Origin of the sequence: Aeoliella straminimaris (genome assembly GCF_024054565.1) — a bacterium.
Lineage (GTDB): Bacteria > Planctomycetota > Planctomycetia > Pirellulales > Lacipirellulaceae > Aeoliella > Aeoliella straminimaris.
The window spans coordinates 311145-335082 of record NZ_JAMXLR010000077.1; the positions used below are offsets into that span (position 1 = coordinate 311145).

14 protein-coding genes are annotated in these 23938 nt (G+C 61.4%); 8 read left to right on the top strand and 6 right to left on the bottom strand.

All coding sequences use genetic code 11. The annotated features are described in order from the left end of the window. Positions 1 to 154: 154 nt before the first annotated feature. The 3 genes from NG895_RS23570 to NG895_RS23580 all read left to right on the top strand — a co-directional run bounded on the left by NG895_RS23570 (position 155) and on the right by NG895_RS23580 (position 3417). Positions 155 to 745 (top strand): TetR/AcrR family transcriptional regulator, encoded by a 591-nt coding sequence (locus NG895_RS23570; RefSeq protein WP_252854999.1) that lies wholly within the window; start codon positions 155 to 157, stop codon positions 743 to 745. A 51-nt stretch (positions 746 to 796) separates the two neighbouring features. Then, positions 797 to 2005 carry a M24 family metallopeptidase gene (locus NG895_RS23575; RefSeq protein ID WP_252855000.1) on the top strand — a complete coding sequence of 403 codons (1209 nt, stop codon included), beginning with the start codon at positions 797 to 799 and terminating at the stop codon, positions 2003 to 2005. A 386-nt stretch (positions 2006 to 2391) separates the two neighbouring features. Further along, on the top strand, positions 2392 to 3417 hold the full coding sequence (locus NG895_RS23580; protein ID WP_252855001.1) for a helix-turn-helix domain-containing protein: 1026 nt from the start codon (positions 2392 to 2394) through the stop codon (positions 3415 to 3417). Between the two features lie 181 nt (positions 3418 to 3598). Here NG895_RS23580 and NG895_RS23585 read toward each other — a convergent pair whose 3' ends face one another. Beyond that, positions 3599 to 5926 (bottom strand): heavy metal translocating P-type ATPase, encoded by a 2328-nt coding sequence (locus NG895_RS23585; RefSeq protein WP_252855018.1) that lies wholly within the window; start codon positions 5924 to 5926, stop codon positions 3599 to 3601. Between the two features lie 218 nt (positions 5927 to 6144). Between NG895_RS23585 and NG895_RS23590 the strand changes: the two genes are divergently transcribed. Next, on the top strand, positions 6145 to 7074 hold the full coding sequence (locus NG895_RS23590; RefSeq protein ID WP_252855002.1) for a hypothetical protein: 930 nt from the start codon (positions 6145 to 6147) through the stop codon (positions 7072 to 7074). A 32-nt stretch (positions 7075 to 7106) separates the two neighbouring features. Here NG895_RS23590 and NG895_RS23595 read toward each other — a convergent pair whose 3' ends face one another. Continuing rightward, positions 7107 to 7580 carry a hypothetical protein gene (locus NG895_RS23595; protein WP_252855003.1) on the bottom strand — a complete coding sequence of 158 codons (474 nt, stop codon included), beginning with the start codon at positions 7578 to 7580 and terminating at the stop codon, positions 7107 to 7109. A gap of 54 nt (positions 7581 to 7634) precedes the next feature. After that, entirely contained in the window at positions 7635 to 8465 is an 831-nt protein-coding gene (locus tag NG895_RS23600) for an Fpg/Nei family DNA glycosylase (protein ID WP_252855004.1), read from the bottom strand. Between the two features lie 622 nt (positions 8466 to 9087). On the opposite strand from NG895_RS23600, the gene NG895_RS23605 reads away from it, so the two are divergent. Then, on the top strand, positions 9088 to 9807 hold the full coding sequence (locus NG895_RS23605) for a nuclear transport factor 2 family protein (RefSeq protein ID WP_252855005.1): 720 nt from the start codon (positions 9088 to 9090) through the stop codon (positions 9805 to 9807). On the opposite strand, the gene NG895_RS23610 is transcribed toward NG895_RS23605, so the two are convergent. Together NG895_RS23610 and NG895_RS23615 are read right to left on the bottom strand one after the other, a co-directional pair. Next, positions 9804 to 14444: an Lhr family helicase gene (locus NG895_RS23610; protein ID WP_252855006.1), complete on the bottom strand. Its 4641-nt coding sequence runs from the start codon at positions 14442 to 14444 to the stop codon at positions 9804 to 9806. The two genes, NG895_RS23605 and NG895_RS23610, sit on opposite strands and share 4 nt — an antisense overlap. Positions 14445 to 14483: 39 nt before the next feature. Continuing rightward, positions 14484 to 15596 (bottom strand): lysyl oxidase family protein, encoded by a 1113-nt coding sequence (locus NG895_RS23615; RefSeq protein WP_252855007.1) that lies wholly within the window; start codon positions 15594 to 15596, stop codon positions 14484 to 14486. Positions 15597 to 15846: 250 nt separating this feature from the next. On the opposite strand from NG895_RS23615, the gene NG895_RS23620 reads away from it, so the two are divergent. Further along, positions 15847 to 18792, top strand: a complete 2946-nt coding sequence (locus NG895_RS23620) for a PSD1 and planctomycete cytochrome C domain-containing protein (RefSeq protein ID WP_252855008.1) — start codon at positions 15847 to 15849, stop codon at positions 18790 to 18792. 42 nt (positions 18793 to 18834) lie between these two features. Then, positions 18835 to 20307: a DUF1501 domain-containing protein gene (locus tag NG895_RS23625; RefSeq protein WP_252855009.1), complete on the top strand. Its 1473-nt coding sequence runs from the start codon at positions 18835 to 18837 to the stop codon at positions 20305 to 20307. 27 nt (positions 20308 to 20334) lie between these two features. Here NG895_RS23625 and NG895_RS23630 read toward each other — a convergent pair whose 3' ends face one another. Next, the gene (locus tag NG895_RS23630; RefSeq protein ID WP_252855010.1) at positions 20335 to 20958 is read right to left on the bottom strand and encodes a hypothetical protein; all 624 of its coding nucleotides are present in this window, start codon (positions 20956 to 20958) and stop codon (positions 20335 to 20337) included. Between the two features lie 343 nt (positions 20959 to 21301). Here NG895_RS23630 and sthA point away from each other — a divergent pair, with 343 nt between their 5' ends. After that, entirely contained in the window at positions 21302 to 22720 is a 1419-nt protein-coding gene (sthA, locus tag NG895_RS23635) for a Si-specific NAD(P)(+) transhydrogenase (protein ID WP_252855011.1), read from the top strand. Positions 22721 to 23938 lie beyond the last annotated feature (1218 nt).

Sequence of the window (23938 nt, forward strand, 5' to 3'; positions counted from 1 at the left end):
GCCAGCACCCAGGTGGATTCGCCACACGGCGTGGTCGGCGCGTCACGGTGCGATTGGTCGTGCGACGATTGAAAGGTTGGCTTGACGAATTTTTTCGACCTTGGTATTTTGTAAGTGTTCACTTACTGACAGCCTTTCTGGGAGTCCACCCACCATGGGACGACCGAGCACGCTTGAAGAGCGACGCAAAACTCTGTTGCCCGTGCTGACGGAAGTCTTCAGCGAACTCGGGTATCGCAGAACGACGATTGCGGAATTAGCAGAACGCTGTGGAGTGCAGGAGAACATTCTTTATCGAATGTGGTCCGACAAAAAAGCGATGTTTCTCGCGGCGATCGACTTTCTGTTCTGGAGACGGATGGCAAAGTGGCAGCAGGCCCTGGAGTCGGATTCCAGCGGTGATCGAGTCGCCAGGTTGATCGACCTCACTGCCAATGATCTCGGTGAGCAAGGGCTCTATCGAATTATCTTTTCAGCACTTGGTGAAACGGATGACGCAGATTTCAAGGAGGCGTTGAAGCAGCTTTATCTGCGATATCACCAACGCATCCGAGCCGAAGTTGCGGCCTATCGCGCCGAGAGGACGTCGAATAACTCACCTGGCGAGGCCGATACGGCCTGGGCCCTGATTGCGATGGTGGCGTTCTTGAATATTGCGATCGAATTGGATTTGCTGTCCCCGACGGGACGCAAGCGCCTGTTTCAGACGATCAGCAAATTCTTGTTAGATGATGGGAGCGATTGACGATCTCTATTTAGTCGTTTTGTAAGTAATTAATTACAAAAGGAGGGAGTCGTGGTAACTGCTATCCCCCAAAGCGAATATCGTCAGCGTCTTGAGGACCTGCAAAAGGAGGTCTGTCGCCGCGATCTGGCAGCGTTTCTGGTTAGCTCGATGGAGAGCATCTACTACCTGACGGGGGCAGCATTCGCCCCATTGGAGCGCCCCTTCTTTCTGTTGGTGGTGCCAGGGCGACCGCCAGCGCTGCTTGTACCCAGGCTCGATCGAGACCATATGTCGAAGGCCATTGGTATTGAAGTTGGCGATATTCATGCGTACCGCGAGTACCCCGCGCCAACTGGAGCCAGGTGGTCTGATCGGCTGGGGGAACTGCTTCCCAGCAGCGGTGAAATCGGAGTTGAGCCATCGACGGCGGCGTACATTGGTGATGCCATCGAAGGACGCTCGCTTCGCTGCGAGTCCCTTGTCGAACGCCAGCGTCTGGTCAAGTCGGCAGCAGAAATTGACATGATCCGGCGCGCAGCGCTCTACGCTGACAAAGGGGTCAACCGGTTGATTGCAGCTTCCTACAACGGAGCGGTGGTGGCGGAAGGATTTGCAGAAACTCGCCATGTGACCAAAGCCATTATTCGATCGGTGCCCGATTGGGATGCCCTCGCGAACGACGTCTTGATGGCAATCTGGGCGGCGCCGAGAAGTGCCATGCCGCACTCAGTACCGATGCTTGCGGATCGCCTGAATAACGGTCCGCACGAGGCCCTCGTGCTCACCCGAGTGAATGGATACTCGGCGGAGAGCGAGAGAACCTTCTTTACGCGCAGTCCCTGCAAGGAGTCGAGACGGGCGTTTGCAGCCATGTGCGAGGCACGGCGCCAGGCGTTCTCGATGCTCAGGCCAGGAGTTCGCTGCAGCGAGATCGACAATGCAATAACAGAATTTCTTAATCGAGAAGGGTATCAAGGGGAAAAGAAGAGGCTGCACCGAGTAGGACACGGTATTGGTCTTGGCACGCATGAAGGTCCTTGGATCGCTGATGGAAGCGATGACTGCCTGGCAGAAAATATGGTCGTCAGCGTCGAACCTGGGGTGTACTTGTATGGTCTGGGCGGTTTTCGACATTCGGACACCGTGTTAATCACGAACGAAGGTTACGAAAGACTCACGAAGGTTCCGGATGACCTAGATTCTCTTACGACGCACGGACTCAAACTGGCAGCACGAACCAAAGGATGGATGATACGCAAGCAACTTGGGCTGTTTTGACAAGTGGACCAGGTGAGGCGCCACCCCGTCGCCGGGTGCCATGGGCACCGGCTGTGGCTTGACGTGTCATCAAGCAACGCCCCGAGAGCCCCATCCTATTTTCTTTGCTTCCTTCGTTACCTTCTGTTCAAGTTCCCCTGCAGATGTGCCGTAACTGCGCGGGGCTTGTTACGGCCTACGGTGCTTCTTTGCTGGCACCTCGCGGAGCTCGTTCCCAGGCACGCTGCGGTCCGAATTCTTGCGAATCCGGCTACGAATGTGTCCACGTGAAAACTCGGCGTTTTGGCTTGGTTTACGCTCATTTTTTTACACTCTGCGGGGTATAACGGGGATGCGGCATGAAGTGTACGCATGTTTATTTCCCCCGAGAGCTGGAGAACCGAAAAATGGCACGACCACGAGTGTTGGACGATGTGAAAAAAGGCGAGATCACCGCGCTGTTATCGGCCGGGATGAGCATGGCGAGCATTGCTCGCTACGTCGATTGCGATCGCAAGACGATTAAGCGGGAGCGCACTGTTGATGAAGATTTCGACCTCCGCGTACGGCGGGCGGAGATGGCGGTGCAGCTCAAACCGCTGCAGGCCATTCAGCGGAAGGCGGATACGCATTGGCGGGCGGCGGCGTGGTTGCTCGATCGGCAGGAGAAACGGCGTTTAGAGCGGCAAGCGCGTCGCGATGCGGCCAATGCGGCCGATAAAGTGACGCTCACGCGCGTCGAACTGGTGAAACTTGCGGGGCAGGTTAAGGATGCGGTGCTCTGTGCGGCCGTGTTTCGCGAGGACGAGGCGTATCTTGGGCGGAAGATCGACCAGGCGTTCGTGAACCTGGTGCCGGAATTGGCTGCGAAGCCGGACGACACCCTGCCACCCTACGAACCTGCGTGGTGGCCGCGCGATTATGCGCCGGGTGAAAGGACCAGCGATCCTACCACCAGCGATGCCGCGGCTGACGCCGCCCACGCCTCTTCCGACGCCTCCTCGAAAGATGCTTCCAACGATGGCACAACAAATCCTCCCGGTGCCTCGGCCGAGGCTATGTCGGAGACGTTGCCGCCGATGGACGGGCAGGTCGCGAAGCCGAAGTGGGTTCCGCCGCGCGGGCAGACGTGGCAGCAGTCGGCCAGGAATCTGGAGAAGCTCAACCCGGCACGGTATGGCAAACAGCCGGCGCCCGGCCTGGTGGTCGATTGGGAGGCGCTGCAGAAATTTCGCGACGACTTGATTGGGGTGATCAAGAAACAACGCGCTGAGTCAGCCTCTGCATCGGCCTCGGAACCATGCGGGGAACAACGCGGGGGGACAAACTCTTCGCAGGCACCACAAACGTCGGAAAAAGCAGCGGTTTGCCAGCCGTCGCCGACCAAATCACCAGGGGGTTTTGGGCCCACGAATCTAGATCCCGGAAGTTGACCCAAAATTAATCAGCTGAAATAGCCGGACCGCCACGCGGTCCGCGAGGAGTTTTCGCTCGGCTGAATGCTGGTTGTTTGCTGGGGGCTCGCGGAGCTCGACTCCAGGCACCCTTTGACGTTGATGGTTGGGGCCAACGTTGGGCGATGGCAGCGGAGCCAAGCATGCGCCGGCTGATTCGTCAGAGCTTGGTTGCCCGCAGTCGCAAGGCGTTGCCGATCACCGAGACGCTGCTGAGGCTCATCGCGGCCGCGGCGATCATGGGGCTCAGCAGCCAGCCGAACACCGGGTACAGCACACCGGCGGCGATGGGGATGCCCAGGGCGTTGTAGCCGAAAGCGAAGGCCAGATTTTGACGAATGTTACTCATCGTGGCGCGGCTCAGGGCCGTGGCCTTTACGACGCCGCGCAAGTCGCCGCCTACCAGCGTGACGCCGGCCGACTCGATGGCAACGTCGCTGCCGGTGCCCATGGCGACGCCCACGTCGGCTGCCGCCAGGGCAGGGGCGTCGTTGATACCATCGCCGGCCATGGCTACCACGCGGCCCTGGTTGCGAAGCTGTTCGACGAAGTCGTGTTTTTCCTCGGGCGACACGCCCGCGTGGTACTCGTCGATGTTCAGTTTCTCGGCCACCGCTTTGGCAGTCGCCTCGGCGTCGCCAGTGAGCATGACAAGCTTGAGCCCCAGGTCGTGAATCCGCTCGATCACCTGTGGTGTGGACTCCTTGATGGGATCGGAAATGGCCACCATACCGAGCAGCTGTTGATCGCGGGCAACGTACACCACGGTGCGGCCTTCGCTTTGCAGGTTGTGACTCTGCTGAGTGGCGTCCGGCGAGAGGTCGACTCCGCTATCGGTCATGAAGCCAGGTTTGCCCACCCGGATGCGAGCTCCGTCGACCGTGGACTCCACGCCACCTCCGGTGGTGCTGCTGAAGTCGCTGGACTTAGGCAGGTCGAGTTCGCGGTCATTCGCCGCGTCGACGATCGATCGCGCGAGTGGGTGCTCGCTGCTTTGTTCGACGGCGGCCGCCAGGGCAAGCAACTGGTCTTCGCTGGTGTCGCCGGCCGAAAGCACTTCGGTGACGCGCGGCTTGCCTTCGGTGAGCGTACCGGTTTTGTCGACCACCACGGTGTCGACGCGTTCCATGGTCTCCAGTACCTGGGCGTCCTTGATCAACACGCCTTCGCGAGCGCCGCGACCAACGCCTACCATGATCGACATCGGCGTGGCCAGGCCCAGCGCGCAGGGGCAGGCGATGATCAGTACCGAGATGGCCGCGAGCAGGGCGTGGGCGAACCGTGGCGCGGGACCGATGGTGGCCCAGACCGCGAACGCGATGATGGCCGATACGATCACGGCCGGCACAAACCAGGCGGCCACGACGTCGACCAGACGTTGGATCGGTGCGCGGCTCCGCTGTGCGGCCGCCACCATGTCGACAATGCGACTGAGCACCGTTTCGGAGCCGACTTGTTGGGCCTCGATCACCAGCGTACCAGTCTGGTTGAGCGTGCCGGCCACGACCTTATCGCCTTGCTGTTTCTCGACCGGCAGAGGCTCGCCGGTGAGCATCGACTCGTCCACCGAACTGCTGCCTTCGTGCACCACGCCGTCGACGGGCATCTTCTCGCCGGGGCGGACCCGCAGTCGATCGCCTTTATGCACCTGGTCGAGCGCAACGTCCTGCTCGCCGGAATCGGTGATGCGATGAGCAATGTCGGGCGCCAGCTCCAGCAATGCGCGGATTGCGCCGCTGGTTCGTTTGCGGGCGCGGAGTTCGAGCACCTGGCCCAACAGCACGAGCGTGATGATCACGGCGGCCGCTTCGAAGTAGAGCGGCGCCCGACCGTCTTCGTAGAAGGCCTTGGGAATCCAGCTTGGCAGCAATACGGAGAACAAGCTGAACACGTAAGCGGTGAGCGTGCCAATGGCGATTAGCGTAAACATGTTGGGGCTGCGATGGACGATGGATTGCCAGCCCCGTACCAGCAGAGGCCATCCGCACCACCACACCACCGGCGTGGCGAGCACCAGTTGCAGCCAGCCGCCAACGGTAGGAGATAGCCAATCGTGGATCGGCAGCCCGATCATTGGTCCCATGGTGAGCACCAACAGCGGCGCGCTCAGCGCTACGCCGACCCAGAACCTGCGAGTCATATCGGCTTCGGCGCCATCGTCCTGGTCGTCGAGCGAGACGCTCTTCGGTTCGAGGTCCATGCCACACTTGGGACAACTGCCGGGGCCCACCTGCTCGATCTCCGGATGCATGGGGCAAGTGTAGATCCGCTGATCGGCCGCATCCGGCTGGTTGGTCGCATGATGATCGTGGTGGTGCTCCGCCGCGCGGTGGTCGTGCGAATGGTGGCAATGCGAGTCGTGCTGCGGGGGTGTCGCCTCACTCGATTCCCGCGAGGCGACAAACTTTGACTTGCAGCCGTCGCTGCAGAAGTAGAAGGTCTCCGCACCATCGGCGTAAGAGATCGCCGTCGCGGGATCGACGCGCATGCCGCACACAGGATCGGTGACTTCGTCCACGATAGTCCTCGGTTGGGGGTGCGATTGGGGAAGACGATTATAACAAGTGCAAATATGACGCCAGCCGGGGGGAGCTAGTGATGTGGGGTTTCGGTTACGCCACCAGACTTCGCCTGTTCGCCGTCGAGGGTCCGTGATAGCCTGAGCAGGTGCCCCGAACCGAGAACCGATTTTTATGAGCGACTGCCGTGCCACGTAAACTTGCCATCCTTGCGATACTGTTGTGCTTGTCGAGTTCGGCTTCTGCGAGCAAGGTCGAGATTGTCGTGTCGGGTAGTGTGGAGTTTAACCAGATTCGAGCGAGTGACTCATCGTTGGGCCTGGCGGTCGAAGGTGACCCGGTAGAGATCCGCTTTTACGTAGACTCCGAGTCGTTTACCGACAGTGCGAGCATTCCGACGCGGGGCTATCCCATCCAGCCGGACACCTTCCGGTTCACAGCGGGGGCGTACTCTGCTGGGCTACGGGCTGTAGAGCCATCGGCAGCGGCGCCACTGTGGGGGATTCGCAACGACGATCCAGCCGTGGATGGGTTCTTCCTGTCGGACGACGTCAGCTTTCCGCTCGGGGTGGCGACCGACCAGGACGGCAGATTTGGTCCGTTTCGTACCGCGTTTAGCGTGACGTACGGACCGCTGGCCCTGCCGTCGCTGGATGTGTTGGATGCCGTGGGCAACTACGACCTCACGGGCCTGCAGGTGTTCGACTTTGCCATCATGGATGGATCGAACTACGCGCTGGGGGCGGTCTTCGAGCGGCTGACCATCGGCCCGGCGGTGCAGACGCTGCCCGGCGATTTTAACGACGACGGGTCGGTGGACATCGCCGATTATGTTGTATGGCGCAACCTGTTGGGCGCCGCGGAATCGGCTTTGCCCAGCGGCAGCACAACGGACGATTCGGAAGTGATCGACCTGGGCGAGTACACGATTTGGAAGTCCAACTTTGCCGCCCCGGGCAGTTCGATAGCCAGTGCAGCAGACGCCGCCGTACCCGAGCCAAGTTCGGTTGTGACGAGCCTGATGCTGGTGCTGGGTGGCTTCGCCATACGTAACTACCTCCGCACTCTCCAGCCAACGTTGCAGCAACCGCAACAGGCAGCAGTGAGTACCTCATGATATGGCAAGCCATCTCGCTGCTATTCCGTCGGCTATTCGATCACGCGCCGTCGCGCCGACTTCAGATGTTCGTTGAGCAAGTTCAACTGCTCGACGGTCGCCGTCTTGGCGGTCTGAAAGTCGCCTTCCTCCAACTTGGCAGCAGTGAGCGTCGACCACATCGATTTGCGTGCAGTGGCCAGCAGCAGGAGCGCTTCGAGTTCCAGCACCCGCGATAGATCGGTGTAATGCAGCAAGCTGCCGTTGAATTTGAACCGGCCGAGTTTCTCGGCCATCCAACTGCCGGCTTGTTTCAATCGGCTGGGGTGGCCTGCCATGGTAGCCAGCAATCGCCGCACCCCTTGTTGTTGCAGGTCGAGCGTTTCCAGGTAGTCGGACAGGAACGACGAGAGCGGCGTCTCGCGATTCTCCCGCCGGACGCGCCGTGCTAGTTCCGCCTCGCCCACCATCAGCGCCAGGTGGTCGCCAAGATAGATCTTCAAGTTACTCCGGCAGGATTTGGTCATGGCATCTACTTTCCAATTAACGGAGGTACCATGGAAGCAGGCAAGGACGCGGTGTCACGCCTGGTCGTGCTCCTCGGCTTGCGGCTGTGTCGAACCGTCGGCAGGTGGCTGGCAGGAACTACACCAATAGGTCGTGCGGCCCAGGTCGCCTTGGCGGCGTAAGCGAATGTTGGTGCCACACAAGTAGCAGGGCTCGCCCCGCCGGCCATACACCCATAGCTTACCGCCATCGCCAGCGAAGCGGGTGGTGCGTGTGGGGCCTTGCAGATTGTGTTGCATCAGGTCGCGTGCCAGATCGAGCAGGTCGGCCAAGGCCAGGTCATCGAGTTGGGCTACTGGGGCGAAGGGGTCGATGTTCTGCAGGAACAGCAATTCCGACTTATAGATGTTGCCGATACCGCAGCATAGTGTCTGGTTCATCACCGCTTCGCCAATTGGCGCGTGGTTCTGGGTGCGAAATCGGGCGATCACTTCTTCCACGTCCAGTTGCTCGCCGAGCAGGTCGGGGCCCAGGCGAGAGAGATGTGGATGGCGTCTCAGTTGTGTGGGCGAGAGCAATTCCAGCACATTAGGATTGAAGAACACAACGGCAAGTTGATCGGTCTCGAGCACCAAGGCGGCGCGGCGCGCGGGCTTGAGCCAGCGCTCGCCATGGGGATAGAGATGCCAGGAGCCAGTCATGCCACTGTGCCCATGCACGACGCGCGCGTCGTCCAGGTGAAGTAGCAGGTGCTTGCCGCGTGCCTCGATAGCGGTAACTTCGCGGTCTACTAGCGAGGCAAACTCGAGCCAGTCGCTCCACCCGTCGGCGGCCAGAATCTTCTTGCCGACCAACCAGGGCCGCAACGTGATGGCGGTGCGATGGATGGTGTCGCCTTCGGGCATAGGGCGAACCTGCGGATGGGTGCATGGTTGACCGTGCGCGATTCCGCCATTTAGGTTGCGAAACGCCGCGCTACTGCCCCCATGATTACTTGCGGCACACCGTCCGCAAGAGGGTGGCGGTGAGAAGAAGAAAAGCGAACAAAAGCAGCCCCGGGCTTCGGTAAACCGGAAGAACTATTTCATCTTCGGCAGGAACCGGAGGCCTCGAGGCTACTCATGAAACTCGAAGTTGGGGTGAAACCACCAAGATTTAACCAATCGATTGGTGTTAATTTAACTCGTTTCTTGCTAGATTTTGCAAAGCCCAGCCGGGAGTCCTGGCCCCCCTGCGGTTATCCCAGGACTTCCCAGGCCAGGCAATCTGCAGTGTTGTACTAGTCTTTAGGCCGAAAAGTTTCATTCGGCAATGTAGTGATTTTCTTGGTTGCCAATATTGGAAGCGGTGTAAGAGCCCTACTTCTGCGGCGGGACTACTGATATCTTTGTCGTCCACACGCTACTGTGAGTCAATGAACGCAAGATGAACGAAAGGTACGGGGAGAGGCAACAACGCTCCCACTTCCATTCATCAACTCGTTCAAAGAAAGGGATCTTGTCGCGCAGTTTGGGGGGCGCAAACACGATGGCATGGAAACAGCAGCCGGCTGGCCGTTCGTTGCGGTGCAATGGGGAGATACTTCGATACCACCGTGAGCACCATGGATGGACCCAGGCTCAGCTTGCCAGACGGGCCGGGTACTCTGCCCGGGTCATTGCCAAGGCGGAGGGCGATGGCACCCTGAGACCCGATACCATTGAGCACTTGGCTGATGCGCTGAGTACATCCGTCCATCCGGTCTATCCCGAAGACCTGGTAGCAGTGCCCAAGGCCATCGCTCGGCAGATTATCGAGAACTACGCTCGGTACGAAGCGGATTGTGCTCGGTACTGTCAGGAGCTAATTGCCGACGACATCGAGCTGGTCGTCCCCGGTGACCCCAGCGTACTCCCGTTTTGCGGCACTTATAGCGGCCGCGAAGGGTTCGACCAGTTCTGGCGCAACTTCTTCGCTGTCATGGAGCGACACGACAAAGAACTGGTTCTCCGCACCATGCGCGTGTTTGCCGAAGGTAATCATGTGGTGTTGTTCCTGCGCGAGTGTGGTTCGTTCGCCGGATCGTCTACTCATCACACGACGCCCATCGCCTTGTTGTTGGAGTTTGAACGAGGGAAGGTTAAGCGAATGGAAGACCACTTCAATGCAGTGGTGGCCGAAGAGCGAGTCCGTGAGTTGTTGGTCGACTCGCAGGAGGCCCGAGACGCATTGCGGAATGCCCTGGACGACCCGCAGAACGGTGACTAACGCCGACGTCGTCTTGGCATGTGCTCGTTGGGATGATCGCGATACAAATAGCCGCGACTGGTGGGTTCGAAGCCCGCTTGGCGTAGTGGCTCGGCCAGCTCGCTTCCAGCGATTGGTTGGTTGTCCACTTTGCTGAGCATCACGGGCTCGCCGAAGCTTGCACAGTCGACCAGCGCCGCCACAATGGCCCGCACCGCGGTGGTGCGTTCCGGTTCGCCGAAGGGCAGTAGCGTCGTCAACTGCCCTCCGCTGCTGCTAAGGTGGCCGACAAGCTGTCCCTGATGGATGATGACTCGCGCTCCGGCCGTGCGACCGAGTCGTCCCGCCGCTTCGTCGCGCTGCGGCCAAGGGATAGCCGCTCCGTACGGATTGGCGGGATCGGTGGCAGCCAGCAACGTCGCGCGAGGTTCGCTCTCGGAGTCGTTTTTGCCAATGGGACGTCGCAGCAAGTCGTCGGCACCCGGCGCTGCGAACTGTGCGCCGCCAAGTCCTTCGACCAGGTAGCCGCGCCGCAGCTTGCCGGCTTCTTCCATTTGCTTCAGCACCGGATAGATCGCGGCGAAGCCACCGGGCACAATCTCCTTGCTGACCGCGTTCTTGGTAAGCACGCCATGGCGGGCCACCAACTGCGATGCCAACGCGAGTGATCGTTCGGTGGGCGAAGGCCAGTGGTCGCCGTGATGCGGCAACAGCGACCACCGTCCTTCGCTGCCAGGTAGTCGCGTGATGCGGCGGGATCGGAACGATCGACCACGGCGGCGTTCGCGCCGGCGAGTTTCGCTCCGCCCGGTGCGAGTTAGTGATCGCAACGGAGCAAGGGTGTCGTTGGTCACCAGGCCGGCCCAGACCAATCGCCACACCGCATCGAGCACGTCCTGGGAGAAGGCTCCGGTGGTCCGCGTGAACTGGTCGAACAACAACGCCCCTCGCTCACGGAGCAATTCCAGCACCCGCGTGGCGAGCTCGTCTTCCGCCAGATCCGCCAGGTCGCCCACGGCCGGCGCAAGCAGCGGGTACTGGTCGGCGAGATACAGGGCGATACGTCCGTCGCTGGTGCCGATTGACTCGATGCCCCGCCAAGTGACTTCGCCAGCGAGAAACAGCTCGTCGAGGTCGCCGGCCGTGTAGTCGCGAACCCGTGTTGGCAGAATGTCGCTTTCCAGCACACTCACCGGCAGTGGCGCTCCCTGCAGTTGTTCGATGGCATCGAGCAACGCGTCGAGTCCCGCACGTGGTTCATCGAGCCCATGCCAGGTGGTGAGGAATCGCGCCAACGCGGCGGGGGGCACGGCCTCCACTTCCTTACGCAGCCGCGCCAGCGAACGCCGTTTGAGCGTCCGCAGCACCTCGGCGTCGCACCACTCGCGGCCCCGTCCGCCGGGTAAGAACTCGCCCTCAACCAGTCGGCCGCGCTCGGCCAGTCGCCGCAAGACGGCGACCACCGGTGCTTCGCCCAAGCCAAACCGTGTGGCCACGTCGAAGGCGGTGAACGGCCCGTGGGTTCGCGCGTGGCGGGCCACCAGGTCGCCCAATGGATCGTCGACCGATTCGAGGAACGCCTCGGGTAGGCCGGGCGGTGGGTTCGCGCCGAGCGCATCGCGCAACCGCGCGGCATCCTCCGCCGCCGCATAGTGATCGCCCGTCGATAGACGAATGGCAATCACTCGTCGGGCGGACGTCAACTCGTCGAGCCAGTGGTCGAGTTCCGCCAGGTAAGCTTCGTCGGTTCGTTGGCGAATCCCCTCGGCGGATAGTGGTCCCTGACGGAGCAACAGGTCGTGTACATCGTCGGGATGTTTGACGACCGGACGGTGCAATTGTTGGAGCTCACGGTCCAGCTCGGCAAGCACCTCGACGTCGAACAGCTCCCGCAGGTCGGCCGAGCCTAGCAGTTCGCGGAGCTGTGCATGGTCGAGCGTCAGGGCCTGCGCGCGGCGTTCCGCCAGCGGCACGTCTCCTTCGTAAACGAAATTGCCCGTGTACGAAAACAGCAAGGCCGCAGCAAACGGCGAGGCGGCCGACGTCTCGACGCTGCGCACGGTGATCTCACGACGTTCGATCTCGCTCAGGATCTTTACCGCGCCGGGCAGATCGAACACATCTCGCATTACTTCGCGATAGGTTTCCAGCAGCAACGGAAACGCCGGGTAACGCGCGGCAACCGACAGCAAGTCGGCCGCGCGGCGGCGTTGTTGCCACAGCGGTGTGCGGCGGTCGGGGCGGCGGCGTGGCAGCAACAGACTGCGGGCAGCGTTTTCGCGGAACCTGGCGGCGAACAACGCCGTGGAGCCGACCTGCCGGGCCACTTCGTCCTCGATCTCGTCGCTGCGGGGCACAAACCAATCGGTGGGCGGCGCACCATCCGATTCGGGCAGGCGGAACACGATGCCGTCGTCGGCCCACATGAAGTCGACCTCGTCGATGCCTTCGCTCCGTAGCCGGGCAGCCACCGCCATGGCCCACGGCGCGTGCACCCGAGCACCGTACGGAGTGAGCACCACCACTCGCCAGTCGCCGATTTCGTCGAGGAATGCCTCGACAACCACCGTGCGATCGCTCGGCACTTCGCCGGTGGCCTCGGTTTGATCGCCCAGGTAACGCAACAAGTTCACCGCCGCACGGCGATCGAGCGCGTGATCGGCCTGGAGTTGGGCGATGGCCTGCTCACTATTCATTTGCACCAATTGCCGTGCGAGCGAACCAATCGCTTTGCCAAACTCTAGCGGTCGCCCGGGACCTTCACCACGCCAGAACGGCATCCGTCCTGGCTCGCCCGGCGCGGGGACCACGATCACACGATCGCGGGTGATGTCGATCACCCTCCAGCTCGATGCCCCCAACAGGAAGACGTCCCCCGGGTTAGTTTCGAACACCATCTCTTCGTCCAGCTCGCCGACGCGACTGCCGGTAGTGCCATCGTCGGATGCCAGGAACACGCCATATAAACCACGATCGGGAATCGTGCCGGCGTTCAGCACCGCAATGCGCTGCGAGTTGCGCCGCCCCGAGAGTGTTCCGGCGATGCGGTCCCAGTTGAGCCGCGGTCGGAGTTCGGCGAACTCGTCCGAAGGGTAACGTCCAGCGAGCAAGTCGAGCACGCCTTCGAAGCTGGAACGTGGCAGGTCGGCCAGTGACGCTGCACCGCGCAGAGTGGCGTACAGCTCGTCCACGTCGATTGTCTCCATGGCAACCATGGCCACGATCTGCTGGGCGACGATGTCGAGCGGGTTGCGCGGATAGTATGTTTCTTCCACATGGCCAGCGAGCATGCGCCCCGTGGCACCGGCGCAGGCCACCAGGTCGCCGCGGTACTTGGGAAAGATCACCCCTTTGCTGGTAGCGCCGATCTGGTGGCCGGCACGACCAATGCGCTGCATGCCTGAGGCGATGGACGGCGGCGCTTCGATTTGAATCACCAAGTCGACCGCGCCCATGTCGATGCCGAGTTCCAGCGAACTGGTGGCGACAATGGCTGGCAGCACTCCGCGCTTGAGTCGGTCTTCGATATCCGCACGCTTATCCTTGGCGACTGAACCGTGATGCGCCAGGGCAATTTCTTCGTCGGCCAATTCGTTGATGGCCGCTGCCAGTCGCTCGGCCAGTCGCCGGCTGTTGACGAAGATCATCGTCGAGCGATGTTCGCGAATCAGCTTTACCAGTCGTGGATGAATGGCGGGCCAGATCGAGGGAACCGTGGGGCCAGCGGCAGGACCCGAAGGAATTGGCAGCTGTGCTGGCTGCTGGTCGTCTGTATCATCCGCATGCTTCGTGCCAGCCTGCTCGAGCGGCTCCCCTAATCGTGCCATGTCCTCCACGGGCACTTCGACACGAAGTTCAAACTGCTTGGGTTCGCTGGCGTCGACGATCTCCACCGGTCGGGGGCGGACTGGTCGGTCAATGTCGGCTGTGGCCTCCGCTCCGCCCAGCAGCCGCGCGATCTCGTCCAGCGGGCGCTGGGTGGCGCTCAAGCCGACGCGCTGCAGCGGTGGTGCGTTGGGATTGGCTTGACGCCGGAGTCGTTCGAGTCGCTCAAGCGTGACGAACAGGTGCGCGCCACGCTTGCCGGCGACCATCACGTGAATCTCGTCGACAATCACCGTTTCGACCTCGGCCAGCGACTCGCGGGCTTTCGAGGTGAGCATCAAGTACAGCGACTCGGGGGTAGTGATCAGGATCTCGGGGGGATCGCGCTGAATGCGGGCGCGTTCGGGGGGCGGAGTGTCGCCGCTGCGCACGGCGACGCTGGGCAGATGGTACGCAACACCGAGTCGATCGGCTACGGCCCGCAGGCCGGCGATGGGTGTTCGCAAGTTGCGATCGACGTCGACCCCCAGCGCCTTGAGCGGCGAGATGTAGAGGACGCGGACTTTGGACCTTTGCTTCTTGTTGTTCAGGCCATCTACTTTCGTTGATGGCGGGGTGAACATCATGTTGTCGAGTGATGCCAGGAAAGCAGCCAGCGTTTTGCCAGAGCCGGTCGGTGCAAGCAGCAGGGTACTTTGCCCCGAGCCGATCGCCGGCCAGGCAAGTTGCTGCGCCCGAGTTGGCGCGGCGAATGCCTGCGCAAACCATGCCTGGGTAACCGGGTGGAATCCGGCCAGGGCAGCGTGCGACGGGGGGGCGGTGCTGGTGGGCATGGGAGCGGGACTTCAATGCGTGAACATTTCTCTACCCACTCAGTATTGCGCCCTACGCGGTGCTGACAAGTCACGACTCCTCGTCACCCGCAGAACCAAGCCCGCCAGCAATGCACCCATTGGCACAATGGCTGCAGGTTCGGGTACCTGCAGCTGGGATTCTGAGCTTTCTGGAGTCGTTTGACCGAAGTTCGTTTTCCAAACTTCATAGTCGAGGGACGTGATGATGCCGTCACGATTGGCGTCGGCGTCGGTGCCGGTAGCCACGACGTTGCCTAACGTGTTTCGCCATACGACGTAGTCGACCAGGTCGACCACGCCATCGTCGTTATTGTCGCCCGGTGTTTTGGCGACAGGCACTTCGAGGTCGACCAGGATCTGCGAGGTGTTGTTCAGTTCGTCGACTTCCAGTACTCGATCGTACGGATCGACATGCACCTCGAGCCAGTACTGACCGCTGGCCAGGTCCGTGACATCGATCCACTGTCCCGGGAGTCCCGCGCCGTATAGATCGGCATAGCCGATCGAGATACCCAGTACGTCGGCATCTGCCGAGTCATAAACACTGCTCGGTGGCTTGCCGGGCACTGGCTGGTTGTAAGCAATGCTGTCGACGATACCCATGCTGAGCTTGTCATTCGAACGCACTTGGCTACCGACATCGGGCGTGGCGCCGCCGTTGACGATGGCTTCGTATAAGTTGTATTGAGCAAGACCGGGCAAGCGTAAGTGGCCGAAACCATTGACCACCTCGGGGGGATAGTCGAACGTACCGATGGTGCGATCGCGAAACGTATTGCCGCCGCCCGATTGCAGGATTTGTTGCGTGATGGTCTGTGTGGTTTTCACGCCATTTTCTTCGGCGGTCTGCTCGACCACTTGGAGCGGCCCCGCACCCACGTTGGCCAGGGCGGCGCGGAATCGGTACAGCACGCGCCCCGCGACCGTGGTGTCGAAGTATCCGCCGTACACGATGTCGAGTCCAGGCGGCGACCCCTCCTCGGAGAGGTCGTGATCCCAGGCAATCAAGTCGGGCAGCAGGTCCTCGCCATCGCACCGCGACGAGAAGCTGACACTCAGCGCGGCGAACGCCAACACTAGACAGTTTGCGGCCCAGCGAGCTGCATCAGAGCGTATCGGGAGCCAGATCATGTGCTGTGAGACTCGGATGCGGAAGGCTGTAGAGCGACGCTATCAGTTGGAGTGCCAAGAGGCTTATTCTATCGTTTCAGGCGAAGGCCCGCGAGTTTTTGGCCGCGAAAGCCACTTTGTGCGGAAACTCCTTACGATTGCTGCGACCGGCCATGTGTACCGGGCTGGACGAGGAAGTTAGAATACAGGTACCTGCCCTTTGCCGCGGTTCGCGCGGCCCATCACCTCCGGATTTGGTGAAACTTTTTCGATGCACCGCTTGCTCAACCCAAGAATCTGTATTGTGTCGGCCGTGCTGCTGGTCGCACTGGTCGCGTCGCACCTGCTCACGCCAAGTCGCGCGGCGGAAGAACCTGCAGGGGCGGCGCCCCGACAAGTGAGCTTCAACGAGCACATCCGGCCCATCTTCGCCAAACACTGCGTCGCGTGCCACGGTGGTGTGAAGCAAGCCAGCGGCATCTCGCTGATCTATCGCGACAAAGCGCTCGCCGAAGGCGACTCGGGCATGCGGGCCATCGTGCCTGGCGACGTCGAGGAGAGCTACCTTGTGGAGCGGATTGCCGATCCGGACCCCGACTATCGAATGCCACCGGCCGAACACGGGTCTGCCTTGAGCGACCGCGAGATTTCGCTGGTCAAGCAATGGGTTGCCGAGGGGGCAAAGTGGGAGGAACACTGGTCGTTCGTGCCGCCGCGTCCGCAGGAGCTGCCGACCACCCGCGCAAAGTGGGGTAACAACCGCATCGATTCGTTCGTACTGGCGCGGTTGGAAGCCGAAGGCCTGGCCCCATCGCCCGCCGCTGAGAAGAGCGAATGGTTGCGGCGCGTGACGTTCGACCTGGTGGGAGTTCCCCCCACGGCCCAGCAGCACGACGCCTTTCTGGCCGACGACTCACCGGAGGCTTACGAGCGGGTGGTCGAGCGACTGTTGGCGTCGCCCAAGTTTGGCGAGCGGTGGGCTGCCATGTGGCTCGACCTCGCGCGGTACTCCGACACGATGGGTTTCGAAAAAGATCCCCACCGCGACATTTGGCCATATCGCGATTGGCTCATCCGCGCGCTGAACGATGATATGCCTTACAACCAGTTCCTCATCAAGCAGCTTGCCGGCGATCTGTTGCCCGAGGCCACGATGGACGACCGCGTGGCGGCCGCATTTCATCGCAACACACAAACCAATACCGAAGGGGGCACCGATGACGAGGAGTTTCGCACCGCGGCGGTGCTCGACCGGGTGAACACTACCTGGCAGGTGTTTGGCGGATTGACGTTTGGTTGCACGCAGTGCCACTCGCATCCGTACGATCCGATCGAAAACCAGGAGTACTACCAGTTCGTCGCCGTGTTCAACACGACCCGCGATTGGGACCGCGACGAGGAAACGCCCAGGCTGCGGGTGCCCAAGAACCAAGAGGATTGGGAGCAGGCGAACGAACTGGACCGTCGCATCTCGCAGTTGAAGCAGCAATTGCACGCCGCGGGATTGCCGCTGGCGGAAGACTCCAACCAATGGAAGTCACTGTCCATCGAGCACGCCCTGTCGACTGGCGAAACGAAGCTGAAAGTTCGTGACGATCCGAACCGGGCAGGCAATGAATACGTCACCCAGGGGACCGTGACCGCCGGATCGGTATTCACGATCGATCTGGTGCCTGGCGATGTCCAGCGTTTGACGGCCATTCGCATCGATTCGTTGCCGATGGACCTCGAGAAGGCCCTGCGCAATCCCGAGGCAGGCTTCGCCGTGACCCGGCTGCGAGCCTGGGTGGTCACGCCAGGCAAAACGCCACCTCGCGAGGTGAGCTTCTATCTGGCCATGTGCGACGAGGCGGATCCGATTCTCGATCCGGCCGGCAGTTTGAAGGACAACAACGACGGGTGGGGCGTGTACCCCAAGCTCGACCGGCCGCGGTGGGCGGTGTTCGTGCCGAGCCAGCCCGTGGAGCTGCCTGAAGACGCGCGCATCCGGCTGCAACTGAAGCAGAACCGCAGCGCCACTGGAATGATCGCTCAGGTAATGAACCGCGGCCGATTCGCCGTGTCCGATAGCCAGGCATGGACCAATCTGCTGGCCGACCCCGAGTATCGGCAACTGGAAGACAAACTGGCCGCGGCCGAGCGAGAGCGGGCGGCAATTGCCTCGGTGTCGATGCCTGCCATCGAAGAGCAAGCCCAGCAATCCCATCGCCATACGTATCTTTTCGAACGTGGCAACTGGCTCTCCAAGGGCGACGAGGTTCAGCCTGGTGTGCCCGCGGTATTTCCCGCAATCGAGACGGACGAGGCCGTCGACCGCCTGGATGTCGCGCGTTGGTTTGCTTCCACGGAGCATCCACTTACCGCCCGCGTGCTGGTGAACCGCTTTTGGGAACAGCTCTTCGGCACCGGCATCGTCGAAACGGTGGGCGACTTCGGTACCAGTGGTATCCTGCCATCGCACCCGCAGTTGCTCGACGATCTGGCCGCGCGGTTCCAGCACGAAATGAGTTGGAGCACCAAGCAGCTACTCCGCGAGATAGTACTTTCGGCCACCTACCGACAGAGTTCGCAGGCGGGTGCCGAATTGGCGAAGCTTGACCCGCGGAACCGCTTGCTTGCCCGGGGGCCACGATTGCGACTGACGGCCGAGATGGTACGCGACCAGGCGCTCATGCTGAGCGGCAGGGCATCCGACAAAATGTTTGGCCCCTCGGTGATGCCGCCCCAGCCCGATGGCATCTGGCGAAGCGTCTACTCGGGAGCGCAGTGGGTCACCGCCAAAGGCGAAGATCGCTACCGACGAGCGATCTACACTTACTGGAAGCGGACGAGTCCCTACCCGTCGATGATGACGTTCGACGCCCCCAGCCGCGAGGTGTGCAGCGTCCGCCGTATCGCCACGAACACGCCGTTGCAGCCGTTGGTGACAATGAACGACCCTGTGTTTGTGGAGTGTGCCCAGGGCTTTGCCGAGCGTATGGCTGCCGAAGGTGGCTCGACGCCGCGCGAGCAGATCGCCTGGGCGCTGGAGCAAGCCACTGGCGACGCCCCGCGCGCGGCTGCCGTGACGGCGATGACTGCCTTGTACGACGATGCCCTGCAGAGCTTCGATGCTGCCAACGAGGAAATGGCCGCGCTCGGCTCGACACCCGAGTCCTACGCCCTCACCATTGTGGCAAGCGCGGTGATGAACCTGGACGACGTGATTACGCGATAGCCCCCACCCCGGTCCTACCCCGGACGGGGAAGGAGATTTGCCATGAACCTCACCGATCACCTGCAGCTCGCGACGCTCCAGCACCACACCCGGCGGCACTTCCTCCAAGGGGGCATGGCGGGTTTGGGGGCGTATTGGCTGGCGGCCAATGCCGCGCAGGCATCGTCTGGGGCCGTCGAGCACGATCCCGCGCACCCGCTCGAGGTGCGGCAGCCGCACTTCACGCCCCGCGCAAAGCGTGTGATCTTTCTCCACATGGCCGGCGCGCCGAGCCAATTGGAGCTGTTCGAGCACAAGCCCGATCTCGACCGACTGAACGGCCAGGACTGCCCGCAGGAGTTCCTCGAAGGTCAACGGTTTGCGTTCATTCGCGGTGTTCCCAAGCTTTTGGGGTCCTGCTATCCGTTCCACCAGGCGGGGGGGGCAGGGCAGTGGATCTCCGACCGCCTGCCGCACTTCGAGCAAGTGATCGACAAGGTCACCTTCATCCGCTCGATGACCTCCGATCAGTTCAATCACGCCCCTGCGCAACTGCTGATGCACACGGGCAATCAGAACTTGGGCTACGCCTCGATGGGCTCCTGGCTCGGCTATGGCCTCGGTAGCGAGAACCAGAACCTGCCGGGTTTCATGGTGCTGGTGTCAGGCGGCCGAGTGCCGAGTGCCGGTAAGAGCGCCTGGGGGGCAGGCTTTCTGCCGTCGGTCTATCAAGGCGTGCAGTGTCGCAGCGAGGGCGACCCCGTACTGTTCCTTTCCAATCCCAAGGGCATCGACCGCGCGATGCGCGAGCGCATCCTCTCGGCTATCAATCAGGTGAACCAGGATACCTACCAGGAGTTCGGCGATCCCGAGACGCTCACTCGCATCGCCCAGTACGAGATGGCCGCCAACATGCAGCTAACGGCCTCTGCGGCGATGGACCTGGCAGACGAGCCCGAGCACATTCACCAGCTCTATGGCACCCAGCCGGGCCGCGAGAGCTTTGCCAATAACTGCGTGCTGGCGCGGCGGCTGGTGGAACGAGGCGTGCGATTCGTGCAGCTCTTCCACTGGGGTTGGGATTCCCACGGCGCTTCGCAAGGCGAGGCGCTCAACAGTGGCTTCAAGCAGCGCTGTGCCGAAGTCGATCAACCGATGGCCGCTCTGCTGACCGATCTCGAGCAACGCGGACTACTGGAAGACACCCTGGTGGTGTTCGCTGGCGAGTTCGGTCGCACGCCAATGCGCGAGAACCGCGGCGGTCGCGAGATGCAGTTTGTCGGCCGCGACCACCATCCGCACGCCTTTACCATCTGGCTGGCCGGCGGCGGCGTGAAGCAAGGGTTCAGCTACGGCGAAACCGATCCCATCGGCTATCACGTTACCAAGGACCCGGTCGAGGTCCGCGACCTGCACGCCACGCTCTGGCACCTACTGGGCCTCGACCACCAAAAGCTGGTTTACCCACACCAGGGACTCAACCAAAAGCTCACCGGCGTGAAACCGGCCCGCGTGGTGCACGACATCGTTGCTTAAGAGCTGATGGCAGATAGCCAGCAGCCATCAATAGCCGTAGTGCGCCACGGAGTGCAGTTTGGCCATTTCGACGTCGTTCAGGCCTTTGATCCGCTTGGCGTCGAAACCGTGGTCGCGGGTCAGGTGCGTCCAGACGGTCATGCCGCTGACGCCGACATCCGGCACGTCGACATCCGGCAGCCACAGCCGTAGCTCCTCGGCGTACAAGCTCCGCAACCATTTGCTGGGGGGCCGCCCGTCGCGCGCCCGGCGGTGCACGGCTGCCTCGCCGTAGTCGTCCTCATCCTCGTCGGCGAGCTCGTGTTGCGGGTGCTCGACCTCTTCGCCGAATCGCACTTCGTCCGGCACCAGGCTGTCGTCCAGGTAGCCTTCGTATTTGGTGAACGCCTCGCCCGTGCGGCGGTCGATCGGTCGGGTGCGTCCGGTCAGTTCCCATTGACCGTCAATCAGCGTCTCGCGTTCGAACCACCGCCAGCGGCTGTCCTGGTGATAGCTCCACCGTTCTTCTTCGACGACCACCTGGCCATCCACCAGCGTCTCGGAGCACTGCATCACCACGGCGGCCAACGTGTCGAGTGTCTCGGCGTGCAGTCGCTCGCCAAGGCTGAAGAGTCCAGCACCAATCCAATAGGCAAACTGTCGGCGGTTCATGATTCGTTAACTTTGTGAGAAACTTCGTCTTTCCTGACCCAGTCCCTCACCGAGTTTAGGGACCGGGACAGGGGACTGTTTGGGGGCTAAACCAGCCAAAACATAGGCCGAAATTAACAACTGGCAAGCTGTTTTTGTTCGCAGTCGGTGCGACCCTCACTAGCGGTGCATTCAACTCGGAATCCCTCAATTACCGCATCCGCAGACTCGCTAACGCTGTAGTTTTGCGATAACATCAGTCGATTGAGGCGGTAACGAGTCATTGCGGGGTAGCAGTGCGATCGGTACCGATATGCACTTGCCGCCATCCTGAACCTGATCCCTGACCCCCACCCCTCGCGTTATGAAACACTACGATTGCGTCGTCATCGGCACTGGTCCCGCGGGCCAAAAGGGAGCCATCCAGGCCGCCAAGCTTGGTAAACGGGTTGCCATTATCGAGAAGAACCGCGTGCTGGGCGGCGCTCAAATCAACACGGGCACCATTCCCTCCAAGGCGCTGCGCGAAGCCGTGCTGCACCTCACGGGAGCTGCCCAACGAGGTCTGTTCGGCGCCAGCTACCGCGTCAAGAAGCACATCACCATCGCCGATCTCGGCTCCGTGTCGCAAACCGTCATGCGTCATGAGTGGGACCTCATTCAAAACCAATTCGAGCGAAACCACATCGACCTGCTGTGGGGCGCCGCCCGCTTTACCGGATCCCACGAACTGGTGGTCGAAGGCCCGGAAGCGGCCGAGCAAATTACGGCCGACAAATTCCTGGTGGCGGTCGGTACCCGACCCGCGCGGCCAGCGTCGATTCCGTTCAACGAGAATACCATTCTCACGAGCGACGAACTGCTGAAGCTGAACCACTTGCCCAAAAGCATGATCGTGGTCGGCGGCGGCGTGATTGGCACCGAGTACGCCTGCATCATGGCCACGCTCGGCGTCAAGGTCACACTGGTCGAAGGTCGCCGGCAGGTGCTCGGCTTCCTCGACCGCGAAATCGGCGACGCCTTCCACTACTTCATGCGGCAGCGGGGCATCACACTGCGGCTGAGCGAGAAGGTCGAATCGATTGCCGAGATTGAGATCCTCAACGGCAAGGCTCGCCATCTGGTGGAAGCCAAGCTCGAGAGCGGCAAAACGCTGCGCGCCGAAACGCTGCTGTACGCCGTGGGACGCCAGGGCGTGTGCGGATCGTTGGGGCTCGACAACGTTGGTATCGAGTTCGACGACCGCGAGCGCCTGCATGTGAACGACCAGTATCAAACGAACATCGATTACGTCTACGCCGCGGGCGACGTGATCGGCTTCCCGGCACTTGCATCGACCAGCATGGAGCAGGGCCGCCGCGCCATTTGCCACGCGTTCGGTCAGTGCGAAGTCGGCAACTACAACACCGAACTCTTCCCGTTCGGCATTTATGCCATTCCCGAGATCTCGATGGTCGGCAAGACCGAAGAGCAGCTTACCCAGGAAGGCATCCCCTACGAGGCCGGCATCGCCCACTATCGCGAGATCGCCCGCGCGCAACTGCTCGGCGATACACTCGGTATGTTGAAGTTGTTGATTCATTCCGACACGCACAAGATCCTGGGCGTCCACGTCATTGGCGCCGGCGCCACCGAGCTGATTCACATCGGCCAGGCCGTGATGGCCCTGGATGGCGACGCCGAGTTCTTCATCAACAATGTGTTCAACTTCCCCACGCTGGCCGAGTGCTACAAAGTGGCCGCCTACAACGGATTGAACAAGCTGAACCTGGTCTACGCCTAAGCGAGCGGACAGATCTCGTAGCTACCGTCGCCAGACGGTGGACTCCTTACAGCGAGCTGGCTCGTCCCCGAGCCCGGAGAACTCTCGACGTCAATTGCGAATACCGACCAGCCTTATCCGGGGCCGGTGACGGTCCGACTCGCGCGCGTTTTCTGGACCCGAGAGTTTTGGGCCCACTTCCCCGATTCAAATCCGTGGTCCCAAAACTCCAACCGTTTTGGTCCCCCCCAGGTGGTGAAACCACTTGTTTTACCGGGAATACCAATCGGGGGAGGGGACAAAACCCTCCACGTTGTTCTCCGCATGTTCCGCGAGTTGTCCCAATACTCGGCCAGTTGTCCCAAAACTCCTTAAGTGGCCATTCGCTCCGCGAATGAGCGCAGGTTCCCTCCCCCGGGCGATTTCGCTTGTGGGAGCTTTCCCCTCCTCGAACCTCCGACCGCAAAATCGTTTGGGGGAGGGCTAGGGGGGCGTACCGGTAGCGCAAACCTCTGGCCTACAGCATAGCCCAGAGCCTACAGCCCAACTTGGATTGCCAATCAGCCGCGCGGACCTCCCGCCACACCCCCATTGGACCAAATCGCTGAGCGGTTTCTACAGCGATTTTCTTACTACGGCCGATTCAACAACTTCGACGCAATTTCCAGGTAGCCGGATTCGCAAGAATTCGGACCGAAGCGTTGACGGCGTGACCAAACGACACGCCAATTCAACGGCGTCGAAGTCTCACGCCAAGGCAACGATGATGACCACCTATCTTGCTGAGGTGATGTACCCCGCGGGGAACTACGGATGGGACCGCAGAGCCTTTGCGCCGTATCGCGCAACTGCGGGAGGTGTCTTTGCCCAGCGGACACCTCTGCAATTTGGCATTGGACGTAACTTGCCGAAGCTGGTCCAACCGCTGTCTCCAAGGCTCTCCCTAGTTGAGGGCGGTGGAAGAGGCATTCGCAGCGTCAGTGATAGATAGATGGTATGAACTCGCTGAACGAAGAGGCACAAAGTTGCTCGGGACGAAGGGGTGGCGAAGTTCAGCGTCAGTGGGGAAAAAAGATCGCTTTTGGAGAATTTACCACACCGATTGATACCGGCGGTTGAACTTGACTCCAGCTAGCCCATAGTGGCGAAACGGCGGCCGTGAACCGCCGAAGGCGGCAGAGGCAAGGAAGATGGCCGTCAGCAGGCGGACAAATTGTCGAAGAAAATGTTGACACCCCC